The sequence below is a fragment of the Limnohabitans sp. genome (assembly GCF_017848645.1).
Classification (GTDB): domain Bacteria; phylum Pseudomonadota; class Gammaproteobacteria; order Burkholderiales; family Burkholderiaceae_C; genus Limnohabitans_A.
Window position 1 is genome coordinate 1 of record NZ_JAFEIF010000048.1, and the last position, 17,358, is coordinate 17,358.

Below are 17,358 nucleotides of genomic sequence, written 5' to 3' on the forward strand. Positions count from 1 at the left end.
CCATCCGCCTCGACACCCCCGCCACCCCCGAGCGCGTGCTGAACGCACTCCTGAACCGGGTTAATTGGGGTTTTAATTGGGGTCAGATCCCAATTAATTTGACTTGAATTGATCAACCAATGACGGCCCTTCCCTCTGTTTCCCATTTGCAAGGCTGGCGCGCTGGCCTGCTGTGGTTTCCTGACCCGCTCAGTCCCCACGCCCAGCACGAAACCGACGGCCTTCTGGTGACAGCCCGCGAAGCCGACGGCATCGTGCGCATCCAGGCCATCGGCCCCTACCGAGAGCTGGCCCCGCAGTACCCCGACCTGCCCGTGACCCACTGGCCGGGTCTGTGCATCGCGCCGGGCTTTGTCGATCTGCACATCCACTACCCACAAACCGATGTGATCGGCTCGCCCGCCGAGGGCTTGCTGCCTTGGCTGGAGCACTACACCTTTCCACACGAAAAGCAGTTTTCAGACCCGGTGTACGCACACGAAGTGACCCGCTTCTTTCTGGACGAGCTGATGCGTCACGGCGTGACCACCGCCCTGTGCTTTGCCACCGCCCACCCCGAATCGGTCAATGTGTTCATGGCCGAGGCGCAAAAGCGCCACCTGCGCATGGTCACTGGCAAGGTGCTGCAAGACCGGCACAGCCCCGACGGCCTGCGCGACACCGACACCGCCTTGAGCCTGCGCCAGACCGAAGACTTGATCCGCCGCTGGCACGGCGTGGACCGCCTGGGCTACGCCATCACGCCGCGCTTCGCGCCCACCAGCAGCTCTGAGCAACTGCAAGGCGCGGGCGAGATCGCGCAGCAGTTCCCCGATGTGTGGATCCAGTCGCACGTGGCGGAAAACGTCGATGAAATCCGCTGGGTCCATGAACTGTTCCCCGAAGCACGCAGCTATCTGGACGTTTACGACCGTGCAGGTCTTTTGCGCCAGCGCTCGGTGTACGCGCACTGCATTTACCTCGACGACACCGACCGGAGACGCATGGCCGAAGTGGGCGCAACCGCCGCCGTCAGCCCGACCAGCAACCTGTTTTTGGGCAGCGGCTTTTTTGACTACACGGCTTCAGACACAGCCGGTCTGCGCTACGGCCTGGCCAGTGATGTGGGCGGCGGCACCAGCTTCAGCCCCTTTCACACCATGCACGCGGCCTACACCGTAGCCCGGCAAAGCGTGGGGCGTCCGGGCATCAGCCTCGCGCCCGAACACCTGTGGTGGCAACACACGGCGGGCGCAGCCGCAGCTCTGGACCTGAACGGCAAAGTGGGCAACCTGCTGACCGGCTGCGAAGCCGACTTCGTGGTGCTCAACCCCAAAGCCACACCCCTGCTGGCCCGCCGCACCGCGCAAACCGAAACCTTGGCCGAATGGCTGTTCGCCATGATCGTGCTGGGCGATGAACGCTTGATTGCGCACACGGTCATCCAAGGTCAAAGTGTGAACATCTCCCTGTAGGTCGGATCTTTATGGTCCGACATCTGATCTTTTAGCGAAGCGACATTTTCTAACGGACGTGGTCCTCCACCGTTTTGTCGGACCTAAAGGCACCGACCTACCTCGGTGTCAGCAGGTGATGAAGCATCCAGCCCTTGTCAGACAATATGGCATGAGCGCCGAGAACGAACACCCCATCATCGACCCCTACGCATCCCAGCGCGCGTCCGTGCGCCGGGGCATTGCGCAATTTCAGGAGCGCCTGCAAGCCGCAGGCCATGACTTCAGGGACCCACCACCCGAGCCCACATCCTGCTGCGGGCGCGGTTGCAATGGTTGCGTGTGGGAAAGCTACGACGCCGCGCTGATGTTTTGGTACGAGGACGCTGGGGCTTTGCTGGCTTAAGCGGACCCAGCCCCTGTTGACTTAAGCAACGGCTGGCTGTTGGAACACCCGAATGCGTGGCGCAATCGTGTCAGTGAGCGTTCTTGCGGCCTGACGCATGTCGTATTCGGTTTGCAGGTTCAGCCAAAAGCGGGGCTCCATGTTGAAAAACAGCCCCAAACGCAAGGCGGTATCGGCCGTCACGGGACGGTTGCCATTGACCAGATCGCTGATTCGGCTGGGCGACACATCAATGTCAGCGGCCAGCTGACGCGCCGTGATGCCCATGGGTTTCATGAAGTCTTCCAACAAAATTTCGCCGGGGTGGATTTCATCAAGTGATTCAGTCATCTTCAACTCCTCAGTGGTAGTCCACGATTTCGACTTGGTAAGCGCCGTTGTCGTGCCATACAAAACAAATTCGCCATTGATCGTTGATGCGGATGCTGTGCTTCCCTTTTCGATCACCCTTCAAGGCTTCCAAGTGGTTACCAGGTGGCACTTTCAAACTGATCAATTCAGTCACCGCATGCAACTGCAACAACTTGCGCCGAGCCACGCGCTCGATGTTGTTGAACCTGGGCACCACCTGGCTTCGAAACAAAGCCTCGGTGTCGGCGCAAATGAACGAATGGATCATGGCGTAATTTTATTCCGCGTCACGGAATCCGTCAAGAAGATCAAAAGACACGTATTTGATGCGTCTCCACCCCATCATGTCTACGAAACCATGGCATCAATGTCCGAAGCGGCTGCTGGCCGCACCAACCGTCCCACCTCTTGACCATCGCGCAAAACCACCAGCGTGGGCCAGAGCTTGACGCGGTAATGGCGCCCAAGCTCACGGCCCGGGCCGTCTTCTATTTTGAGGTGCAGGCAGGGCGTCTGCGTGGCCAAAGCCTGTGCGATCAAGGACTGAGCAGCGCGGCAGTGGCCGCACCATTCGGTGCCAAATTCCAAGAGCGTGAGGCCAGGCAGCGCCTGCACCTCGGCCAGGCTGGGCGCTTCGATGGCGCTCAAGTAGGGTTTGAAAGTGCTCATGGCTCGACCTCGGTGGTGCTGAACAGTCTGGACACGGTGCCCCGCAGCCACTGCAGGCAGGGGTCTTTGTCAAAGCGCTGGCTCCAGTGCATGGACACAGTGAAGTCGCGCAGGGGTAAATCGGGCTCGATCAGGGCCAACGCGCCCGCCTCGGCAAAGCCTTGCGCAAAATTGCGTGGCATCAAGACCGCCAAATCGCTGCCGCGCACGATACCGGGCAGCGACAAAAAGTGGCTCACCGTCAGGCGCAGGCGGTGCTGCCAATGCATCAATTCCAGAATGCGCAGCGTATCCGAATGGGTGCGCACAGCGGCGAATTCCAACTCGGCCAGCAAAGCCTGCGCGGCGTCAGGCGCAGTACGTGCTTTTTGAAGTTGCTGCCAACGCGCCGCCACCGGGTGGCCTTGGCGCATCAGCACCACATAGCGGTCGCTCAGCAAAGGCTGCTGCAAGGTGTCGTTCACCTCGGGCAAAAAACCAATCGCCAGGTCCAGCTGGCCGTTGTCCAGCGCGGGGGAAATTTTGTCGTGGGGCAGCGGCAGGGCTTCGAGCCGCATGCCCGGCGCTTGGTGCTGCAGCGCCAACACCAGCTCGGGCAAAAAACGCGCCTCGCCAATGTCACTCAGGTGCACACGCAGCACACGGGCCGAGCGCTGAGGGTCAAACACCTGCGAGACATTGAGCGCATCTTCGATCGTGCCCAGCGCCAATTGCACCGCCTGCGCCAGCCGGTCCGCTCGCGGCGTGGGCCGCACGCCCGCGCCGCTGCGCTCAAACAAGGCGTCGCCCAGCACGACCCGCAAACGCGCCAGCCCCTGGCTGGCCGCTGGCTGCGACATGCCCAATTGCTGCGCAGCCAAGCTCACGCTGCGCGTGCGCCACACGGCGTCAAATAAGCGCAAGAGGTTCAGGTCCAAGTCTTTGATATTCATTCAGCGCATACCGTTTATTCAGAATATTTTATGCACTTATACGTAAGATGGTCTTTGCCCGTTGAACGCGGGCACCACAACGCAAGGAGCGTGCTTTGGAAGTTTCATTTCACGAAGAAATCAAGGCCCTGCGCATGGGCGCGGGCGAGGTCTTTCACGGCGAGGGCATTTTGGCCATCACCAAGGGCCTGCTGCAGTCGGGCGTGAGTTATGTGGGCGGCTACCAAGGCGCCCCCGTCTCGCACCTGCTCGATGTGATGGTGCAGGCCAAGCCCTACATGGACGAACTGGGCGTGCATGTGGAAGCGTGCTCGAATGAAGCCTCGGCCGCGGCCATGCTGGGCGCGTCCATCCATTACCCGATTCGCGGCGCGGTGACCTGGAAGTCGATTGTGGGCACCAACGTGGCGGCCGATGCGCTGTCCAATTTGTCATCACCCGGCGTGACCGGCGGCGTGCTGATCGTAGTCGGCGAAGACTACGGCGAAGGCGCCAGCGTGATCCAGGAGCGCACCCACGCCTACGCCCTCAAGTCGGGCATGTGCCTCCTCGACCCGCGCCCCGAGCTGGGCCAGATGGTCAACATGGTCGAGCACGGTTTCCGGCTGTCCGAAGCGTCCAACATGCCGGTGATGATGGAGCTGCGCATCCGCGCCTGCCATGTGCGCGGCCAGTTTGTGACCAAGGACAACCAGGCGCCCCAACTCTCCAAAAAACACCTGATCGATGAGCCGGCGGGTTTCAACTACATGCGCCTGGCGCACCCGCCCGTGACCTTTGCGCAAGAAAAACGCAAAGTCGAGCACCGCCTGCCCGCCGCACGCCAGTACATTGCCGAGCAAGGCCTGAACGAGCACTTTGAAGGCAGCACCCACCGCCACCTGGGCCTGATCGTGCAAGGGGGTCTGTACAACACGCTGATCCGCGCCCTGCAGCAGTTCGACCTGGCCGACGCCTTTGGCACGACCAGCCTGTCGGTGCTGGTGCTGAACGTGACCTACCCGCTGGTGCCTGACGAGTTGGTGAATTTTTGCAAAGACAAATCGGCCGTGCTGCTGCTCGAAGAAGGCCAGCCCGAATACATCGAGCAAGAACTCGCTCTGATGCTGCGCCGCCTTGACCTGCAAACCCCGCTGCACGGCAAAGACATGCTGCCCTCGGGTGGTGAATACACCGCCGAGGTCATGGCCCAGGGCCTGCTGAAGTTTCTGGACCGCCGCCAAGCCGATGCCGTGCCCGAAGCCACACGCCAATGGCTGGCCACCAACGGTGAACGGCGCCAGCAAGTGCAAGCCCTGCTGGGCAGCCCGCTGCCCGCACGGCCACCCAGCATGTGCATTGGCTGCCCCGAGCGGCCCGTGTTCTCGGCCCTCAAGCTGGCCCAGCAAGATGTCGGTCCTGTACACATTTCTGGCGACATTGGCTGCCATGCCCTGGCCACTTTCGAGCCGTTTTCGGTGGGCCACTCCATCCTGGGTTACGGCATGAGCCTGGCCAGCCGGGCGGGCGTGTCGCCCGTGATGAAGCGGCGCGTGTTGTCTGTGATGGGCGACGGGGGCTTTTGGCACAACGGTTTGCTGACGGGTGTGCAAAGTGCGCTGTTCAACGGCGACGACGCGGTGCTGCTGATCTTCAAGAACGGCTACACCTCGGCCACCGGCACACAAGACATCATCAACACGCCCACCGACATCGCCAAAGAGCTGGCGGGCGACAAGCGCCAAAGCATGGTGCACACCAACCAGACCATCGAGTCCACGCTCAAAGGCCTGGGCGTGCAATGGCTGCGCACGGTGCACACGTATGAAGTGAGCCACATGCAGACCACACTGACCGAAGCCTTCACCACCGAGTTTCAGGGCCTGAAAGTGATCGTGGCCGAAGGCGAATGCCAGCTGGAGCGCCAGCGCCGCATCAAGCCCTGGCTGGCCTCGCTGCTGTCCAAAGGCGAGCGGGTGGAACGCGTGAAATACGGCGTGGACGAAGACGTGTGCAACGGAGACCACGCCTGCATCCGCCTCTCGGGCTGCCCCACCTTGACGCTCAAAGACAACCCCGACCCACTGAAAGTGGACCCGGTGGCGACCGTGATCGACGGCTGTGTGGGCTGCGGCCTGTGCGGTGAAAACGCACACGCGGCCACGCTGTGCCCCTCCTTTTACCGGGCCGAAGTGGTGCAAAACCCCAAGTGGCACGAACGCCTGTGGGCCCGCTGGCAAAGCCTGGCCACACGTTGGCTGCAACCTGCTTGAAACGCCCCATTCAGAGACACACCATGACCCAACCGATTTCAATCTTGCTGTGCGCCCTGGGTGGCGAAGGCGGCGGCGTGCTGGCCGACTGGCTGGTCGACGTGGCCCGCCACGCAGGCCACCCGGCGCAAGCCACCTCCATTCCCGGCGTGGCACAACGCACCGGGGCCACCACCTATTACCTGGAAATCTACCCCCTGCCCCACAACCAGCTGCAAGGCCGCTTGCCGGTGCTGGGCCTGAACCCCCTGCCGGGCAGGCTCGATGCGCTGGTGTCGTCCGAGTTGCTGGAAACCGCACGCCAAATTGGCAACGGCCTGGCTTCAGCCGACCGCACGCTGGTGATCAGCGCTTCGTCGCGGGCGCTCACCACCGCCGAAAAAATGACCATGGGCGACGGCCGCCGCCCCGAAGGCCCGCTGCTCGACGTGGTGGCCGCACACAGCCAGCGCCACCATGTGATGGACATGGCCAGCCTGTGCCAGCAAAGCGGCACCATGGTCAGCGCCGTCATGTTGGGGGCAATAGCCGGCAGTGGCTTGCTGCCCTTTGAGCGGGCACATTACGAAGCCGTGTTGGCGGGCCCAAGCAACTCGGCCAAGGCCAGCCTGCGCGGCTTTGCATTGGCCTTTGATGTGGTCACGCGCCAGCTCGAACAGGCGCAGTATGTCGAGCATGTGATGAAACCGGCTTTGCCTGCGCCCTCTGCATCGGCGGCTTTGCCTTCAGATGTCGCCGCCAAGTTTCCAGCAGAGCTGCACCCCTTGATGGGCCTGGCCCACCAGCGCTTGGTGGAATACCAAGGTCCGGCTTATGCCCGTCTGTATGTGCAACGCCTAGAACGATTGCTCCAGGCAGAAGCCAGTGCAAAAGACGCCACCCACCCCGTGACGCTTGAAGCCACCCGCTGGCTGGCGCTGTGGATGGCGTTTGACGACATCATCCGCGTGGCCGACCTGAAAAGCCGCGCCAGCCGCTGGGACCGCGTCACACAAGAGGTCAAGGCCAAAGAAGGCGATGTGCTCAAGGTGTACGACCACTTCAAACCCGGCGTGCCCGAGCTGGCCGCCTTGTTGCCACAGAGCTTGGCCAACCGGCTGCTGCGCTGGGACCGGGCCCGCGTGGCCAATGGCAAAGCGCCTTGGTCCATGCCACTCAAGGTGGCGCGGCACGCGCTGTGGGGCATGGCCAGCTTGCGCCTGTTGGCCAGTCTGCGCGTGCTGCGCCCCTTGGGCAGCCGCTATGGCACCGAACAAGCCCTGATCGAAGAATGGCTGGGCGGTATCGAGGCCGCTACGCGCCTGTCGCCCGCGCTGGGTCTGGAGTTGGCGCGTTGCGGCCAACTCATCAAAGGCTACGGCAGCACCAACGAACGCGGCAAAGACAACCTGCTGCACATCCTGCGCCATGTGTGCGGCCCAACTTCTGCCGTGCCTGTCTCCGAGCAAGCCGAGGCCGTGGCCCGCATCCGCCAAGCAGCCTTGCAAGACGAAGCCGGTCAAGCGCTCGACCAGGCCTTGCTGCAGCACGGCGCGCCAGCGCGTCCGGTCAAGGAGCAACCGGTGCTGTGGATGAAAAATCCGAGGCTCAAAAAAGCCTGAAGCATCGAAGAACTCACACCCCGGCCAACTCGCGCAGGGCCTGCGGGTTGGGCAGGCCCAGCACGCGCCCGCCACCGCTGATGAGCTCGCGTTCGCGCAAATGGCGCAGCACCCGAGAAAAGGTTTCGGGCGCGATGCCCAGTTGGGCCGCGATCGTGCGTTTGCGCTCCGTCAGTTTCACGGCCAGCCCCCCCGACTGATCGGTGGGTTCGGCGTGGCGCAGCAGCCATTCGGCGCAGCGCGCATCGGCGTCCTTGGCCAGGCGGCTCACGGCCATTTCGGTTTGTTGGCGCTGCGAACGGGCCATGTCCATGAGCAAGTTCTGTGAAGCCTCGGGCAAGGTTTGCACCTCGGCCACGAAATCGCCCAAGCTCACGTACTGCACCTGCACTTCGGTCTCGGCCACCGCATCGATCGCGTGGGGCAGCGCCAACAGGCCCGAAGCGGCTTCGAGCCAGAAAGGCCCCTCGACCACGCCCAGCTGGTGCGCCATGTGGCCATCCGCCATCACGCCCAGCACGACGCGCCCCTGCATGACGTGCACGATGCGGTCCACCGCATCGCCTCGGTGCAGCAACGCTGTGCCTGCCGCCAAAAGGGATAAAGGGGCCGCAGTCTCGGACAAAGGGGGCAAAGAGGTATCCAACATGGTGGAGCCGAATGTGCCAGAGCCCCAGCCCTTGGGCTTTGACGCAAATCAATAAGGCCCCATCACCTCACCAAGATCGCCCGAAAGTCGTTCACATTGGTGTGTGTAGGCCCGGTGATGACCAGATCGCCCAAGGGCTCAAAGAAGCCATAGGCGTCGTTGCGCTGCAGGTGCTCGTCCACCTTGTGACCCAGCGCCAGGGCGCGGGCCAGCGTGTCGGGGCTCACTTGCGCCCCGGCGTTGTCCTCGATGCCGTCGATGCCATCGGTATCGGCTGCCAGTGCCCACACACCCGGCTGGCCTTGCAGGGCTTGCGCCAAGCCCATGCAAAACTCGCCCGCCCGGCCCCCGCGCCCCTTGGGCACACCAGCGGCTTGGGGCTTGATCGTCACGGTGGTTTCGCCACCGCTCAAAATCACACAAGGCTTGATGAAGGGCCCCAGACCCTTGGCCGCTGCACGGGCCAGCGCCGCGTGCACTTTGCCCACTTCGCGCGACTCGCCTTCGATCTCGTCGCTCAGGATGTAGGCGTTCAGCCCCATCGCTCGGGCGGCATCGGCCGCGGCCTCCAGCGACTGCTGGGGCGTGGCGATCATGTGCACGCTGTGCCCCGCAAACACAGGCGAGCCGGGCTTGGGTGTTTCCCAAACACCCGACTGCAAAGCTTGCAGCACCGAGTCGGGCACCGTGATGGCGTAGCGCTTGAGGATGGCCAGCGCGTCGGCGCAACTGCTGGCATCGGGCACGGTGGGGCCGCTGGCGATGATGGAGGGGTCGTCGCCCGGCACATCGCTGATGGTGAGCGTGACCACCCGCGCCGGACTACATGCCGCCGCCAGACGCCCACCTTTGATGCGCGAGAGGTGTTTACGCAGGCAGTTCATTTCAGAAATATTGGCCCCGCTGGCCAGCAGCTGGCGGTTGATGTCTTGCTTGAGTTGCAAATCGATGCCGTCGGCAGGCAAGGTCAGCAAAGACGAGCCGCCGCCCGAGATCAGGCACAGCACCAAATCATCGGCCGTCAAGCCTTTCGCCAATTCCAAAATGCGCTCGGCGGCTTGCAAACCCGCTGCATCGGGCACGGGGTGGGCCGCTTCGACCACCTCAATGCGCTCGGGCAAACCGGCAGGGCGCGGTGGTGTGTGGCCGTAACGCGTGACCACCAGACCCGACAGCGGCGCATCTGCTGGCCACATGGCCTCGACAGCTTGCGCCATGGCGCCCCCAGCTTTGCCAGCGCCGAGCACCAGGGTGCGGCCCTTCGCAGGATCTGGCGGGTTGGGCAAATGGGCGGCGGTGTTGTGCAGGGGCAAGGCGCGTTGCACGGCCACATCGTAGAGGTGGCGCAGCGCGGTTTGAGGATCGGTCATGTTCAGACAGTCTCGGGCAAAAGAACAGGCGCAAAGGATAAAGGCATTTCAGCCCACAACCCATCAAAGCCAAAAGGGTGCACCAGCCCCAATGCCAGTGCACCCTTTGGTGGCTTGGATGTGCGCTTCAATCCGCGTAAACGCCCGCTGACTTGATCACAGGCGCCCACTTGGCCACTTCGGCCAGCACAAAGGCTTTGTGACCTGCTGGGTCGTTGCGGGCATCGTTGATGACAGACGCACCACCAGCATCTTGCTTACGGATGAAGTCCGGATCTTTGACCGCCACTTTCAGTGCGTCGTTGAGCTTTTTCAACACCGGGGCGGGTGTGCCCTTGGGTGCATACAAGCCCTGCCAGATCGTGACGCTGAAATCCTTGAGCCCGGCTTCCTGCATGGTGGGGTTGTCCTTGAGCACCGGCGAGCTCAAACGCGCGGGCGTGGTCACGGCGAAAGACTTGACCTTTTTGCCCTCGATCTGCGGGATCGTGGTGGTGGTCTGGTCGCACATCAGGTCCACCTGACCGCCGATCAGGTCGGTCATGGCGGGGGCCGTGCCTTTGTAGGGCACCGAGGTCATGTCCACCTTGATGGTGGACTGGAACAACATGCCACACAGGTGCGAGGCCGAGCCAGGGCCTGCGTTGGCAATGTTGATCTTGCCCTTGTTGGCATTGATCCAGCTCACCAACTCGACCATGTTGTTGGCGGGCAGGCTGGGGCGACCGATCAGGTTCATCGGGTTTTCGCTGACCAAGCCGATGTACTCAAAGTCTCTTTCGACGTTGTAGGGCAAGTTGCGGAAAAAAGTGGGCAAGGTGGCTTGGGCGATGTGTGTGAACAGCAACGTGTAACCATCGGCCGATGCTTTGGCCACTTTGTTGGCACCAATTGAGCCGGAAGCGCCTGCCGAGTTGTCGATCACGATGCTGTGCCCGCCCATGGCTTTGCTCATGGCCTGGGCCAGGTCGCGTGCGGCTTTGTCAGTGGGGCCGCCTGCGGCATAGGGCAGCACGAAGGTGATGGTTTTGTTCGATGCGGGGTAGTCTTGTGCGAACGCATTGGCAGACAAGAGCAAAGCGCAAGCGAAGGAAACCGGCAGAAATGGGGAGCGCATGGTCAAACCTTTCAAAGATTAAGGGGATCAAGATTCATTGATCAGGAAAAGGACAGACTGCATCCAGCCCTGCATCATGACTTCAAGTCAAGGCCTTGCATACAGCCTCGGTGACATCGACCGTGCGGGCTTTCCCGCCCAAGTCACCCGTGTGCAAGGCCGGATTGGCCGTCACGCTTTCGATGACCGCCATCAGACGCTGGGCCGCAGCCGGCTCGCCAATGTGCTCCAGCAGCATAACCACCGACCAGAAGGTGCCCACCGGATTGGCCAGGCCCTTGCCCATGATGTCAAAGGCCGAGCCGTGGATGGGCTCGAACATGCTGGGGTAACGGCGCTCGGGGTCGATGTTGCCCGTGGGCGCAATGCCCAAGCTGCCCGCCAGCGCAGCGGCCAGATCGCTCAGGATGTCGGCATGCAAATTGGTGGCGACCAAGGTGTCCAACGTGGCCGGGCGGTTGACCATGCGGGCGGTGGCGGCGTCGACCAGCTCTTTGTCCCACTTCACATCGGGAAACTCTTTGGAGACTTGAACGGCGATCTCGTCCCACATGACCATGGCGTGGCGCTGGGCGTTGCTCTTGGTCACCACCGTCAGCAGCTTGCGCGGGCGCGACTGCGCCAGCTTGAAGGCGTAGCGCAAGATGCGCTCCACGCCTGCGCGGGTCATGATGGACACATCGGTGGCCGCTTCGATCGGATGGCCTTGGTGCACGCGCCCGCCCACGCCCGAATATTCGCCCTCGGAGTTTTCACGCACGATGACCCAGTCCAGGTCTTTGGGGGTGCAGCGCTTCAAAGGTGCATCGATGCCGGGCAATATGCGTGTGGGCCGCACATTGGCGTACTGGTCAAAGCCCTGACAAATCTTCAGGCGCAGGCCCCACAGCGTGATGTGGTCCGGGATGTCCGGGTCACCGGCCGAGCCGAACAGGATGGCGTCTTTGCCGCGCAAGGCATCCAGGCCATCGGCGGGCATCATCACGCCGTGCTGGCGGTAGTGGTCGCCGCCCCAGCCAAAGTTTTCAAACTCGAAAGCAAAAGTGCCACAGGCTTGCGCCAAGGCCTGCATGACCTGTTGGCCTGCAGGAATGACTTCTTTGCCAATGCCGTCTCCGGGGATGGTGGCGATGCGGTAGGTTTTCATGTGAATGCGGGATGGATGTTGAACGGTGCAGACATTCTGGAGCCTGATCAGATCAACAAACACCCTAAAATTCAACTCATTGTTAACCTTAGATCAACAATGGAACCACGCCTGCAAGCGGCCGATCTGGGCTTTTTTTCTGCACTGGCCATGGCGGGCAGCCTGAGCGCCGCTGCGCGTGAGCTGAGCATCACCACCGCTGCCGTGAGCAAGCGCCTGTCGCACATGGAGTCGCGCCTGGGTGTGCCCCTGGTCAACCGCACCACCCGCCGCATGAGCCTGACGGTGGAAGGCGAAACCATGCTGCGCCACGCCCGCAGCATCCTGGCCGAGATGGCCGATCTGGAACAGCAGTTGGGTGCCAGCCGCTCCACGCCCAGCGGCCTGCTGCGCATCAACGCCACGTTGGGATTTGGGCGCAGCCACATCGGCCCACTGATCAGCCGCTTCGTGCGGCAATATCCGCAAGTCGATGCACAGCTGCAGCTGTCGGTGGACCCGCCCTCGCTGAGCGACGACGCCTTTGACGTGTGTATCCGCTTTGGCCCGCCGCCCGACACCCGCGTGATTGCACGCAAGATCGCCGACAACCAGCGCCTGCTGTGTGCATCGCCCGCCTACCTCCAGGCGCATGGCGAGCCCAAAACTCCGGCCGACCTGACCCGGCACAACTTCATCAGTATCCGCCAAGGGGGCGAAGCCTATGGCGTGGTCAAACTCACACGCGGCAAGCAAGGCCCCACCGAGACCATCAAGACGCGCGGCAACCTGACCACCAACGACGGCAGCATCGCGGTGCAATGGGCGCTGGATGGTCACGGCCTCTTGCTGCGGGCCGAATGGGACATCCGCCAGCACTTGGCCACTGGCCAGCTGGTGCAAGTGCTGCCGCAGCACCACACGCCCGATGCCGACATTTATGCGGTTTACCCCGCGCAGCACAAATCGGCGGCGCGGGTGCGGGCGTTTGTGGACTTTGTGGCCGAGGCGTTCAGGCCCGCCAGGCCTTGATGGGCCGGCTGTCATGCAAAGCAACATCGGACGCTTTGGCCAGCCTTAGCATTTGGCCATCCTCCCAGTCATGACCAGGACACGCCATGAACGACACCGCCCTCCTCCCACCTGCCCTAGAAGCTATCCGTGCGCACGAAGCCGAGATGGTGGACATCCGCCACCAGATCCACGCCAACCCCGAGCTGGGATTTCAAGAGAACGACACCAGTGACCTGGTGGCCGCACGGCTTGAACGCTGGGGCTGGGAGGTGCACCGAGGTTTGGGCGGCACGGGCGTGGTCGGCACCTTGCGTTCGGGCACCAGCACACGCCGCATCGGCCTGCGTGCCGACATGGACGCCCTGCCGATTGCCGAAACCTCGGGCAAGGCCTGGGCCAGCAAGGTGTTTGGCAAGATGCACGCCTGTGGCCATGACGGCCACACCGCCATGCTGCTGTCTGCGGCACGCCATCTGGCGGCCACCCGACACTTCGACGGCATCGTGCACGCCGTGTTCCAGCCCGCCGAAGAGGGTCTGGGCGGTGCCCGCAAGATGCTGGAAGACGGTTTCCTGGACTTGTTTCCCTGCGATGCCATGTTTGGCATGCACAACGGCCCCGGCATTCCTGAAGGCCAATTCATGGCCGTGCCCGGTTGTGCCATGGCCAGCGCAGACACCTGCATCATCACCGTCAAGGGGGTGGGCGGCCATGCCGCCTTTCCGCACAATGCGGTTGACCCCATCCTCGTGGGCTCGGCCATTGTCATGGCCTTGCAAAGTGTGGTCTCGCGCAACGTGCCGCCCCTGCAAACCGGCATCATTTCGCTGGGGGCATTTTTGGCAGGCGACGCACCCAACGTGATCCCGGGCACGGCCGAGCTGCGGTTGAGCGTGCGGGCCATGCAACCCGAAATTCGCGACCTGCTGGAGCGCCGCATCCACGAAATCGCCACCGCCCAGGCGCAGACCTACGGTGCCACGGTCGAGGTGAACTACATGCGCCGCTACCCGGTCCTCATGAACGACCCCACCCAAACCGCGTTCTGTCTCGATCTGGTGCGCGACTGGCTGGGCGAGACCGGCCTGGTGCCCAACCCCGAGCCCGTGCCCGCCAGTGAAGACTTCGCCTTTTTCCTGGAAAAGGTGCCCGGCTGCTTCATCAACATCGGCAACGGCGTGGGCAGTGTGGGCGGCTGCATGGTGCACAACGCAGGTTATGACTTCAACGACCGAATTTTGTCGACCGGTGCCACTTACTGGGTCAAACTGGTGGAACGCTGGCTTGCCAAGGTTTGAAGCGATCAAGCCGTCTGCTTAAAATCGCCTCACTGCACAGCCCGGGACGCGCGGCAACGTGGTGCTCGCCCTCCCCGCTTTTTGCGGACACCAGGGGATTCGGCCGCGACTTGTTTCACCCTTTGCCCAGGACAAGTCCATGACCACGCTGCTCATCCACCGCGCCCGCTGCATCGCCACCATGGACGATGCGAACACCGAACTGAAAGACGCCTCGCTGTTGATTCGCGACGGCCGCATAGAACGCATCATCCCTTCCAGTGAGAACATTGACGAACTGCTCACGCAAGTGGATGAAGTGATCGACGCACGCCACCATGTGGTGGTGCCGGGCCTGATCAACTCGCACCACCACATGTACCAGTCGCTCACGCGGGCGATTCCGGCAGTGCAAAACGCCGAGCTTTTTTCTTGGCTCAAGGGCCTTTACCCCATCTGGGTGGGCCTGACGCCCGAGATGGTGCGTGTGTCGGGCCAGGTAGCCATGGCCGAGCTGCTGCTGAGCGGCTGCACCACCAGCAGTGACCACCTCTACATCTACCCCAACGGTGTGCGACTGGACGACAGCATCGAAGCGGCGCACACCATCGGCATGCGCTTTACGGCCACACGCGGCAGCATGAGCGTGGGCGAGAGCCAAGGCGGGCTGCCGCCCGACAGCGTGGTCGAAAAAGAACCGGCCATCTTGAAAGAAACCCAGCGCCTGATCGAGACCTGGCACGACGCCAGCTACGGGTCGATGACGCACGTGGCCGTGGCCCCCTGCTCGCCCTTCAGCGTGAGCCAGGACCTGATGCGCGAATCCGCAAAGTTGGCCCGCGCCCACGGCGTGCGCTTGCACACCCACCTGGCCGAAAACGACCACGACATCGCCTACACCCGCGAGAAGTTCCACTGCACCCCCGCGCAATACGCCGAGGACCTGGGCTGGGTGGGCCATGACGTGTGGCACGCCCACGGCGTCAAACTCGACGACGAAGGCACCTACCTGTTTGCCCGCACGCGCACCGGCATCGCCCACTGCCCGTGCAGCAACATGCGCCTGGCCAGCGGCATCTTGCCGCTGCGCAAAATGCTCGATGCGGGTGTGCCCATTGGCCTGGGTGTGGACGGCAGCGCCAGCAACGACGCGGCGCACCTGCTGAACGAAGCGCGTCAAGCCATGCTGCTGGCGCGTGTGGGCAAGGCTTTAGAGCCACCGCGCGTCGAAGACGGGCGCACTGTATTCGGTTGTGACCACGGCCCCGCCGACATGACGCCCCGCGACGCCCTGCGCCTGGCCACACGCGGCGGGGCCGAAGTGCTGGGCCGCGCCCATGAGCTGGGGCAGATCAAAGCGGGCTATTGCGCCGACATTGCCATGTTCCGCACCGACACCCTGAGCATGGCGGGCGGCGCGGTGCACGACCCGGTGGGGGCGCTCTTGCTGTGCGCCAGTGACAACGCCGACTACACGATCGTCAATGGCCGCGTGGTGGTGCGCCAAGGGCAGATCATCACCGTGGACATGGGGCCCCTGATCGAGCGGCACAACCAGTTGGCTTTGCAGCTGGCCTTGGGTGTGAACTGAGCTAGGTGGCCATGCCCGCCAGCGCCCTCAAGTAAGCCTCCCCACGCGCCTCGGCAAACAAGTCCAGCGCCAGCGTGAAGCCCGCCTGCACCACCAAGCCGATGCCGATGGCGGTGGCCGGGTCCCATTTGGAGAAGAACGCGATCAGGCAGGCCCCGAGCACGAGCAGGCCCAGCTCGACGCTTTTGTACAGTTTGAAATTGGCCATCACCGTTTGCATGCGTGCGGTTTCGGCTTGTTTGAACTCGGCTGGTGCGCTCACGAGTTGGGTGCTGAGCTTGGCCAGTTGGGCATCGGTGCGCGCAAAAATGGTGACGCCCACCACCAGCTGCATCAGCGCCACCACCACCAAAGGCAGCGCCATCCAGCGCAGGCGGTGGCCGTGGGACCACAGCCAAACCGCCAGGCCTATCGCCATCAAGGCCGCCAGCATGAAAAGCACGCTTTCCTGCTTCTCCCCGACAAAATAATCCGTCATGTCTTTCACCATGTGCAGGTCTCCTGTGTTCATGTTCTGTGCCCCTCAATGCCACTGGGCGTCCATGCCCGCACGCCCCTGCCGATAGGCCGCAGGTGTGGTGCCGGTCCAGCTTCTGAAGGCCCGGATGAAGGAGTTGCTTTCCTGAAAGCCCAGCAGCCACGAAATCTCGCCGGCTGAAATGTCGGTGCGGCTCAGGTAATGCCGCGCCAGCTCATGCCGCACCTCGCTGAGCAGTTCTTGAAACCCCACCGACTCGTCGGCCAACTGCCGCTGCAAGGAGCGCTTGCTGATGGCCAAACGCTTTGCCACGGCGTCGATGCTGCTGATGCCGGCGGGCAGCGTTTCCAGCAACACGGCCCGCACCCGCTCGCGCAGGCTCGCTTGTGCATCCAACTCAGAGAGCCGGCTGTTGAGGGCGGGCTCAAACGCGTCCCACATGGCCATGTTGTCGGTCAAGAAAGGCCGACGCGCATCGTGCGCTGAAAAGGCAATCTGGATCTGTTCAGAGGCCCCCAAGGCGCAGCCCAAATAGGCTTGATAGGGTGCAATTTTCAAAGGCAAATCCGGCACCGAGGCCGCCAAGGGCTCGATCCGCTCGCGCGTGGCCAGCCGGGCCAGTTGCGTAAAGAACACCAGCTCCGAGACACCCAGACTGCGGGGAATCGGTGCGGTGCTCCCGTAGCAGCGGAGTGTGACCTGCGTGCGGTCTGCGCGGATGTCGACCGCCATGTGCAAGGGTCCGATCAAGCGTTTGTAATGCGCCAGCCGCTGCAGCGCGGTGTTCAGGTCGGGGCTGCACAGGCAGGCGAACAGGGCCGGGTCAAAAGCCTCCACCGACATGGCCTGTGCGAGCTTCAGGGCGAGTTCGTCATGGCCTGCGGCTTGCTCCAGTCCACGCCAGAGGTCAAAGTACTGCGAAGGTGACAAACTCGCACCCGAGCGCGCAAACAGGTCGCCCGGCAGCCGGGCCAAGCTCAGCACATCAGCAGGGGCATAACCCATATCGAGGATGAGCAGTTTCCAGCTCATCTGCACGGCAAAGCGCGTGGCCTGTTTCACGGTGTGGGTCTTTCTGGCAATGCGGCGTGG

The 17,358-nt window shown here is 63.0% G+C and carries 17 protein-coding genes; 7 read left to right on the forward strand and 10 right to left on the reverse strand.

Translation table 11 applies throughout. The features are described from left to right. The first annotated feature begins 119 nt into the window (after positions 1 to 119). Together guaD and QZ190_RS10715 are read left to right on the forward strand one after the other, a co-directional pair. Positions 120 to 1,454, forward strand: a complete 1,335-nt coding sequence (gene guaD, locus QZ190_RS10710; RefSeq protein WP_291915984.1) for a guanine deaminase — start codon at positions 120 to 122, stop codon at positions 1,452 to 1,454. A 151-nt stretch (positions 1,455 to 1,605) separates the two neighbouring features. Then, the gene (locus tag QZ190_RS10715) at positions 1,606 to 1,839 is read left to right on the forward strand and encodes an oxidoreductase-like domain-containing protein (RefSeq protein ID WP_291915986.1); all 234 of its coding nucleotides are present in this window, start codon (positions 1,606 to 1,608) and stop codon (positions 1,837 to 1,839) included. 21 nt (positions 1,840 to 1,860) lie between these two features. Here QZ190_RS10715 and QZ190_RS10720 read toward each other — a convergent pair whose 3' ends face one another. The 4 genes from QZ190_RS10720 to QZ190_RS10735 all read right to left on the reverse strand — a co-directional run bounded on the left by QZ190_RS10720 (position 1,861) and on the right by QZ190_RS10735 (position 3,791). Then, positions 1,861 to 2,169, reverse strand: a complete 309-nt coding sequence (locus tag QZ190_RS10720; RefSeq protein ID WP_291915989.1) for a HigA family addiction module antitoxin — start codon at positions 2,167 to 2,169, stop codon at positions 1,861 to 1,863. Between the two features lie 10 nt (positions 2,170 to 2,179). Next, positions 2,180 to 2,458: a type II toxin-antitoxin system RelE/ParE family toxin gene (locus tag QZ190_RS10725; RefSeq protein ID WP_291915992.1), complete on the reverse strand. Its 279-nt coding sequence runs from the start codon at positions 2,456 to 2,458 to the stop codon at positions 2,180 to 2,182. 80 nt (positions 2,459 to 2,538) lie between these two features. After that, positions 2,539 to 2,859, reverse strand: a complete 321-nt coding sequence (locus tag QZ190_RS10730; protein ID WP_291915995.1) for a thioredoxin family protein — start codon at positions 2,857 to 2,859, stop codon at positions 2,539 to 2,541. Next, positions 2,856 to 3,791 (reverse strand): LysR family transcriptional regulator, encoded by a 936-nt coding sequence (locus QZ190_RS10735; RefSeq protein WP_291915997.1) that lies wholly within the window; start codon positions 3,789 to 3,791, stop codon positions 2,856 to 2,858. Before QZ190_RS10735 ends, QZ190_RS10730 begins: the two co-directional genes overlap by 4 nt. Positions 3,792 to 3,886: 95 nt before the next feature. Here QZ190_RS10735 and QZ190_RS10740 point away from each other — a divergent pair, with 95 nt between their 5' ends. Beyond that, positions 3,887 to 6,043 (forward strand): indolepyruvate ferredoxin oxidoreductase subunit alpha, encoded by a 2,157-nt coding sequence (locus QZ190_RS10740; RefSeq protein WP_291915999.1) that lies wholly within the window; start codon positions 3,887 to 3,889, stop codon positions 6,041 to 6,043. A 23-nt stretch (positions 6,044 to 6,066) separates the two neighbouring features. After that, complete coding sequence (locus QZ190_RS10745) at positions 6,067 to 7,644, forward strand: indolepyruvate oxidoreductase subunit beta family protein (protein ID WP_291916002.1); 1,578 nt, start codon at positions 6,067 to 6,069, stop codon at positions 7,642 to 7,644. 13 nt (positions 7,645 to 7,657) lie between these two features. Here the strand turns inward: QZ190_RS10745 and QZ190_RS10750 are convergent, their stop codons facing one another. The 4 genes from QZ190_RS10750 to QZ190_RS10765 form a co-directional block, all read right to left on the reverse strand. Beyond that, positions 7,658 to 8,293: a Crp/Fnr family transcriptional regulator gene (locus tag QZ190_RS10750; protein ID WP_291916005.1), complete on the reverse strand. Its 636-nt coding sequence runs from the start codon at positions 8,291 to 8,293 to the stop codon at positions 7,658 to 7,660. A gap of 62 nt (positions 8,294 to 8,355) precedes the next feature. Further along, positions 8,356 to 9,663: a glycerate kinase gene (locus QZ190_RS10755; RefSeq protein WP_291916007.1), complete on the reverse strand. Its 1,308-nt coding sequence runs from the start codon at positions 9,661 to 9,663 to the stop codon at positions 8,356 to 8,358. Between the two features lie 127 nt (positions 9,664 to 9,790). Then, complete coding sequence (locus QZ190_RS10760; protein WP_291916009.1) at positions 9,791 to 10,780, reverse strand: tripartite tricarboxylate transporter substrate-binding protein; 990 nt, start codon at positions 10,778 to 10,780, stop codon at positions 9,791 to 9,793. Between the two features lie 82 nt (positions 10,781 to 10,862). Further along, positions 10,863 to 11,927, reverse strand: coding sequence for a tartrate dehydrogenase (locus QZ190_RS10765; RefSeq protein ID WP_291916011.1), 1,065 nt, complete (start codon positions 11,925 to 11,927; stop codon positions 10,863 to 10,865). 99 nt (positions 11,928 to 12,026) lie between these two features. Between QZ190_RS10765 and QZ190_RS10770 the strand changes: the two genes are divergently transcribed. From QZ190_RS10770 to QZ190_RS10780, 3 genes are all read left to right on the forward strand, one after another. After that, on the forward strand, positions 12,027 to 12,938 hold the full coding sequence (locus QZ190_RS10770) for a LysR family transcriptional regulator (protein WP_291916013.1): 912 nt from the start codon (positions 12,027 to 12,029) through the stop codon (positions 12,936 to 12,938). Between the two features lie 86 nt (positions 12,939 to 13,024). Next, positions 13,025 to 14,218, forward strand: a complete 1,194-nt coding sequence (locus QZ190_RS10775) for a M20 aminoacylase family protein (protein ID WP_291916014.1) — start codon at positions 13,025 to 13,027, stop codon at positions 14,216 to 14,218. Positions 14,219 to 14,357: 139 nt separating this feature from the next. Continuing rightward, positions 14,358 to 15,788: an 8-oxoguanine deaminase gene (locus tag QZ190_RS10780; protein WP_291916017.1), complete on the forward strand. Its 1,431-nt coding sequence runs from the start codon at positions 14,358 to 14,360 to the stop codon at positions 15,786 to 15,788. 1 nt (position 15,789) lies between these two features. Here the strand turns inward: QZ190_RS10780 and QZ190_RS10785 are convergent, their stop codons facing one another. Beyond that, positions 15,790 to 16,299 carry a hypothetical protein gene (locus QZ190_RS10785; protein WP_291916019.1) on the reverse strand — a complete coding sequence of 170 codons (510 nt, stop codon included), beginning with the start codon at positions 16,297 to 16,299 and terminating at the stop codon, positions 15,790 to 15,792. A gap of 12 nt (positions 16,300 to 16,311) precedes the next feature. Then, entirely contained in the window at positions 16,312 to 17,328 is a 1,017-nt protein-coding gene (locus QZ190_RS10790) for an AraC family transcriptional regulator (protein WP_291916022.1), read from the reverse strand. Positions 17,329 to 17,358 lie beyond the last annotated feature (30 nt).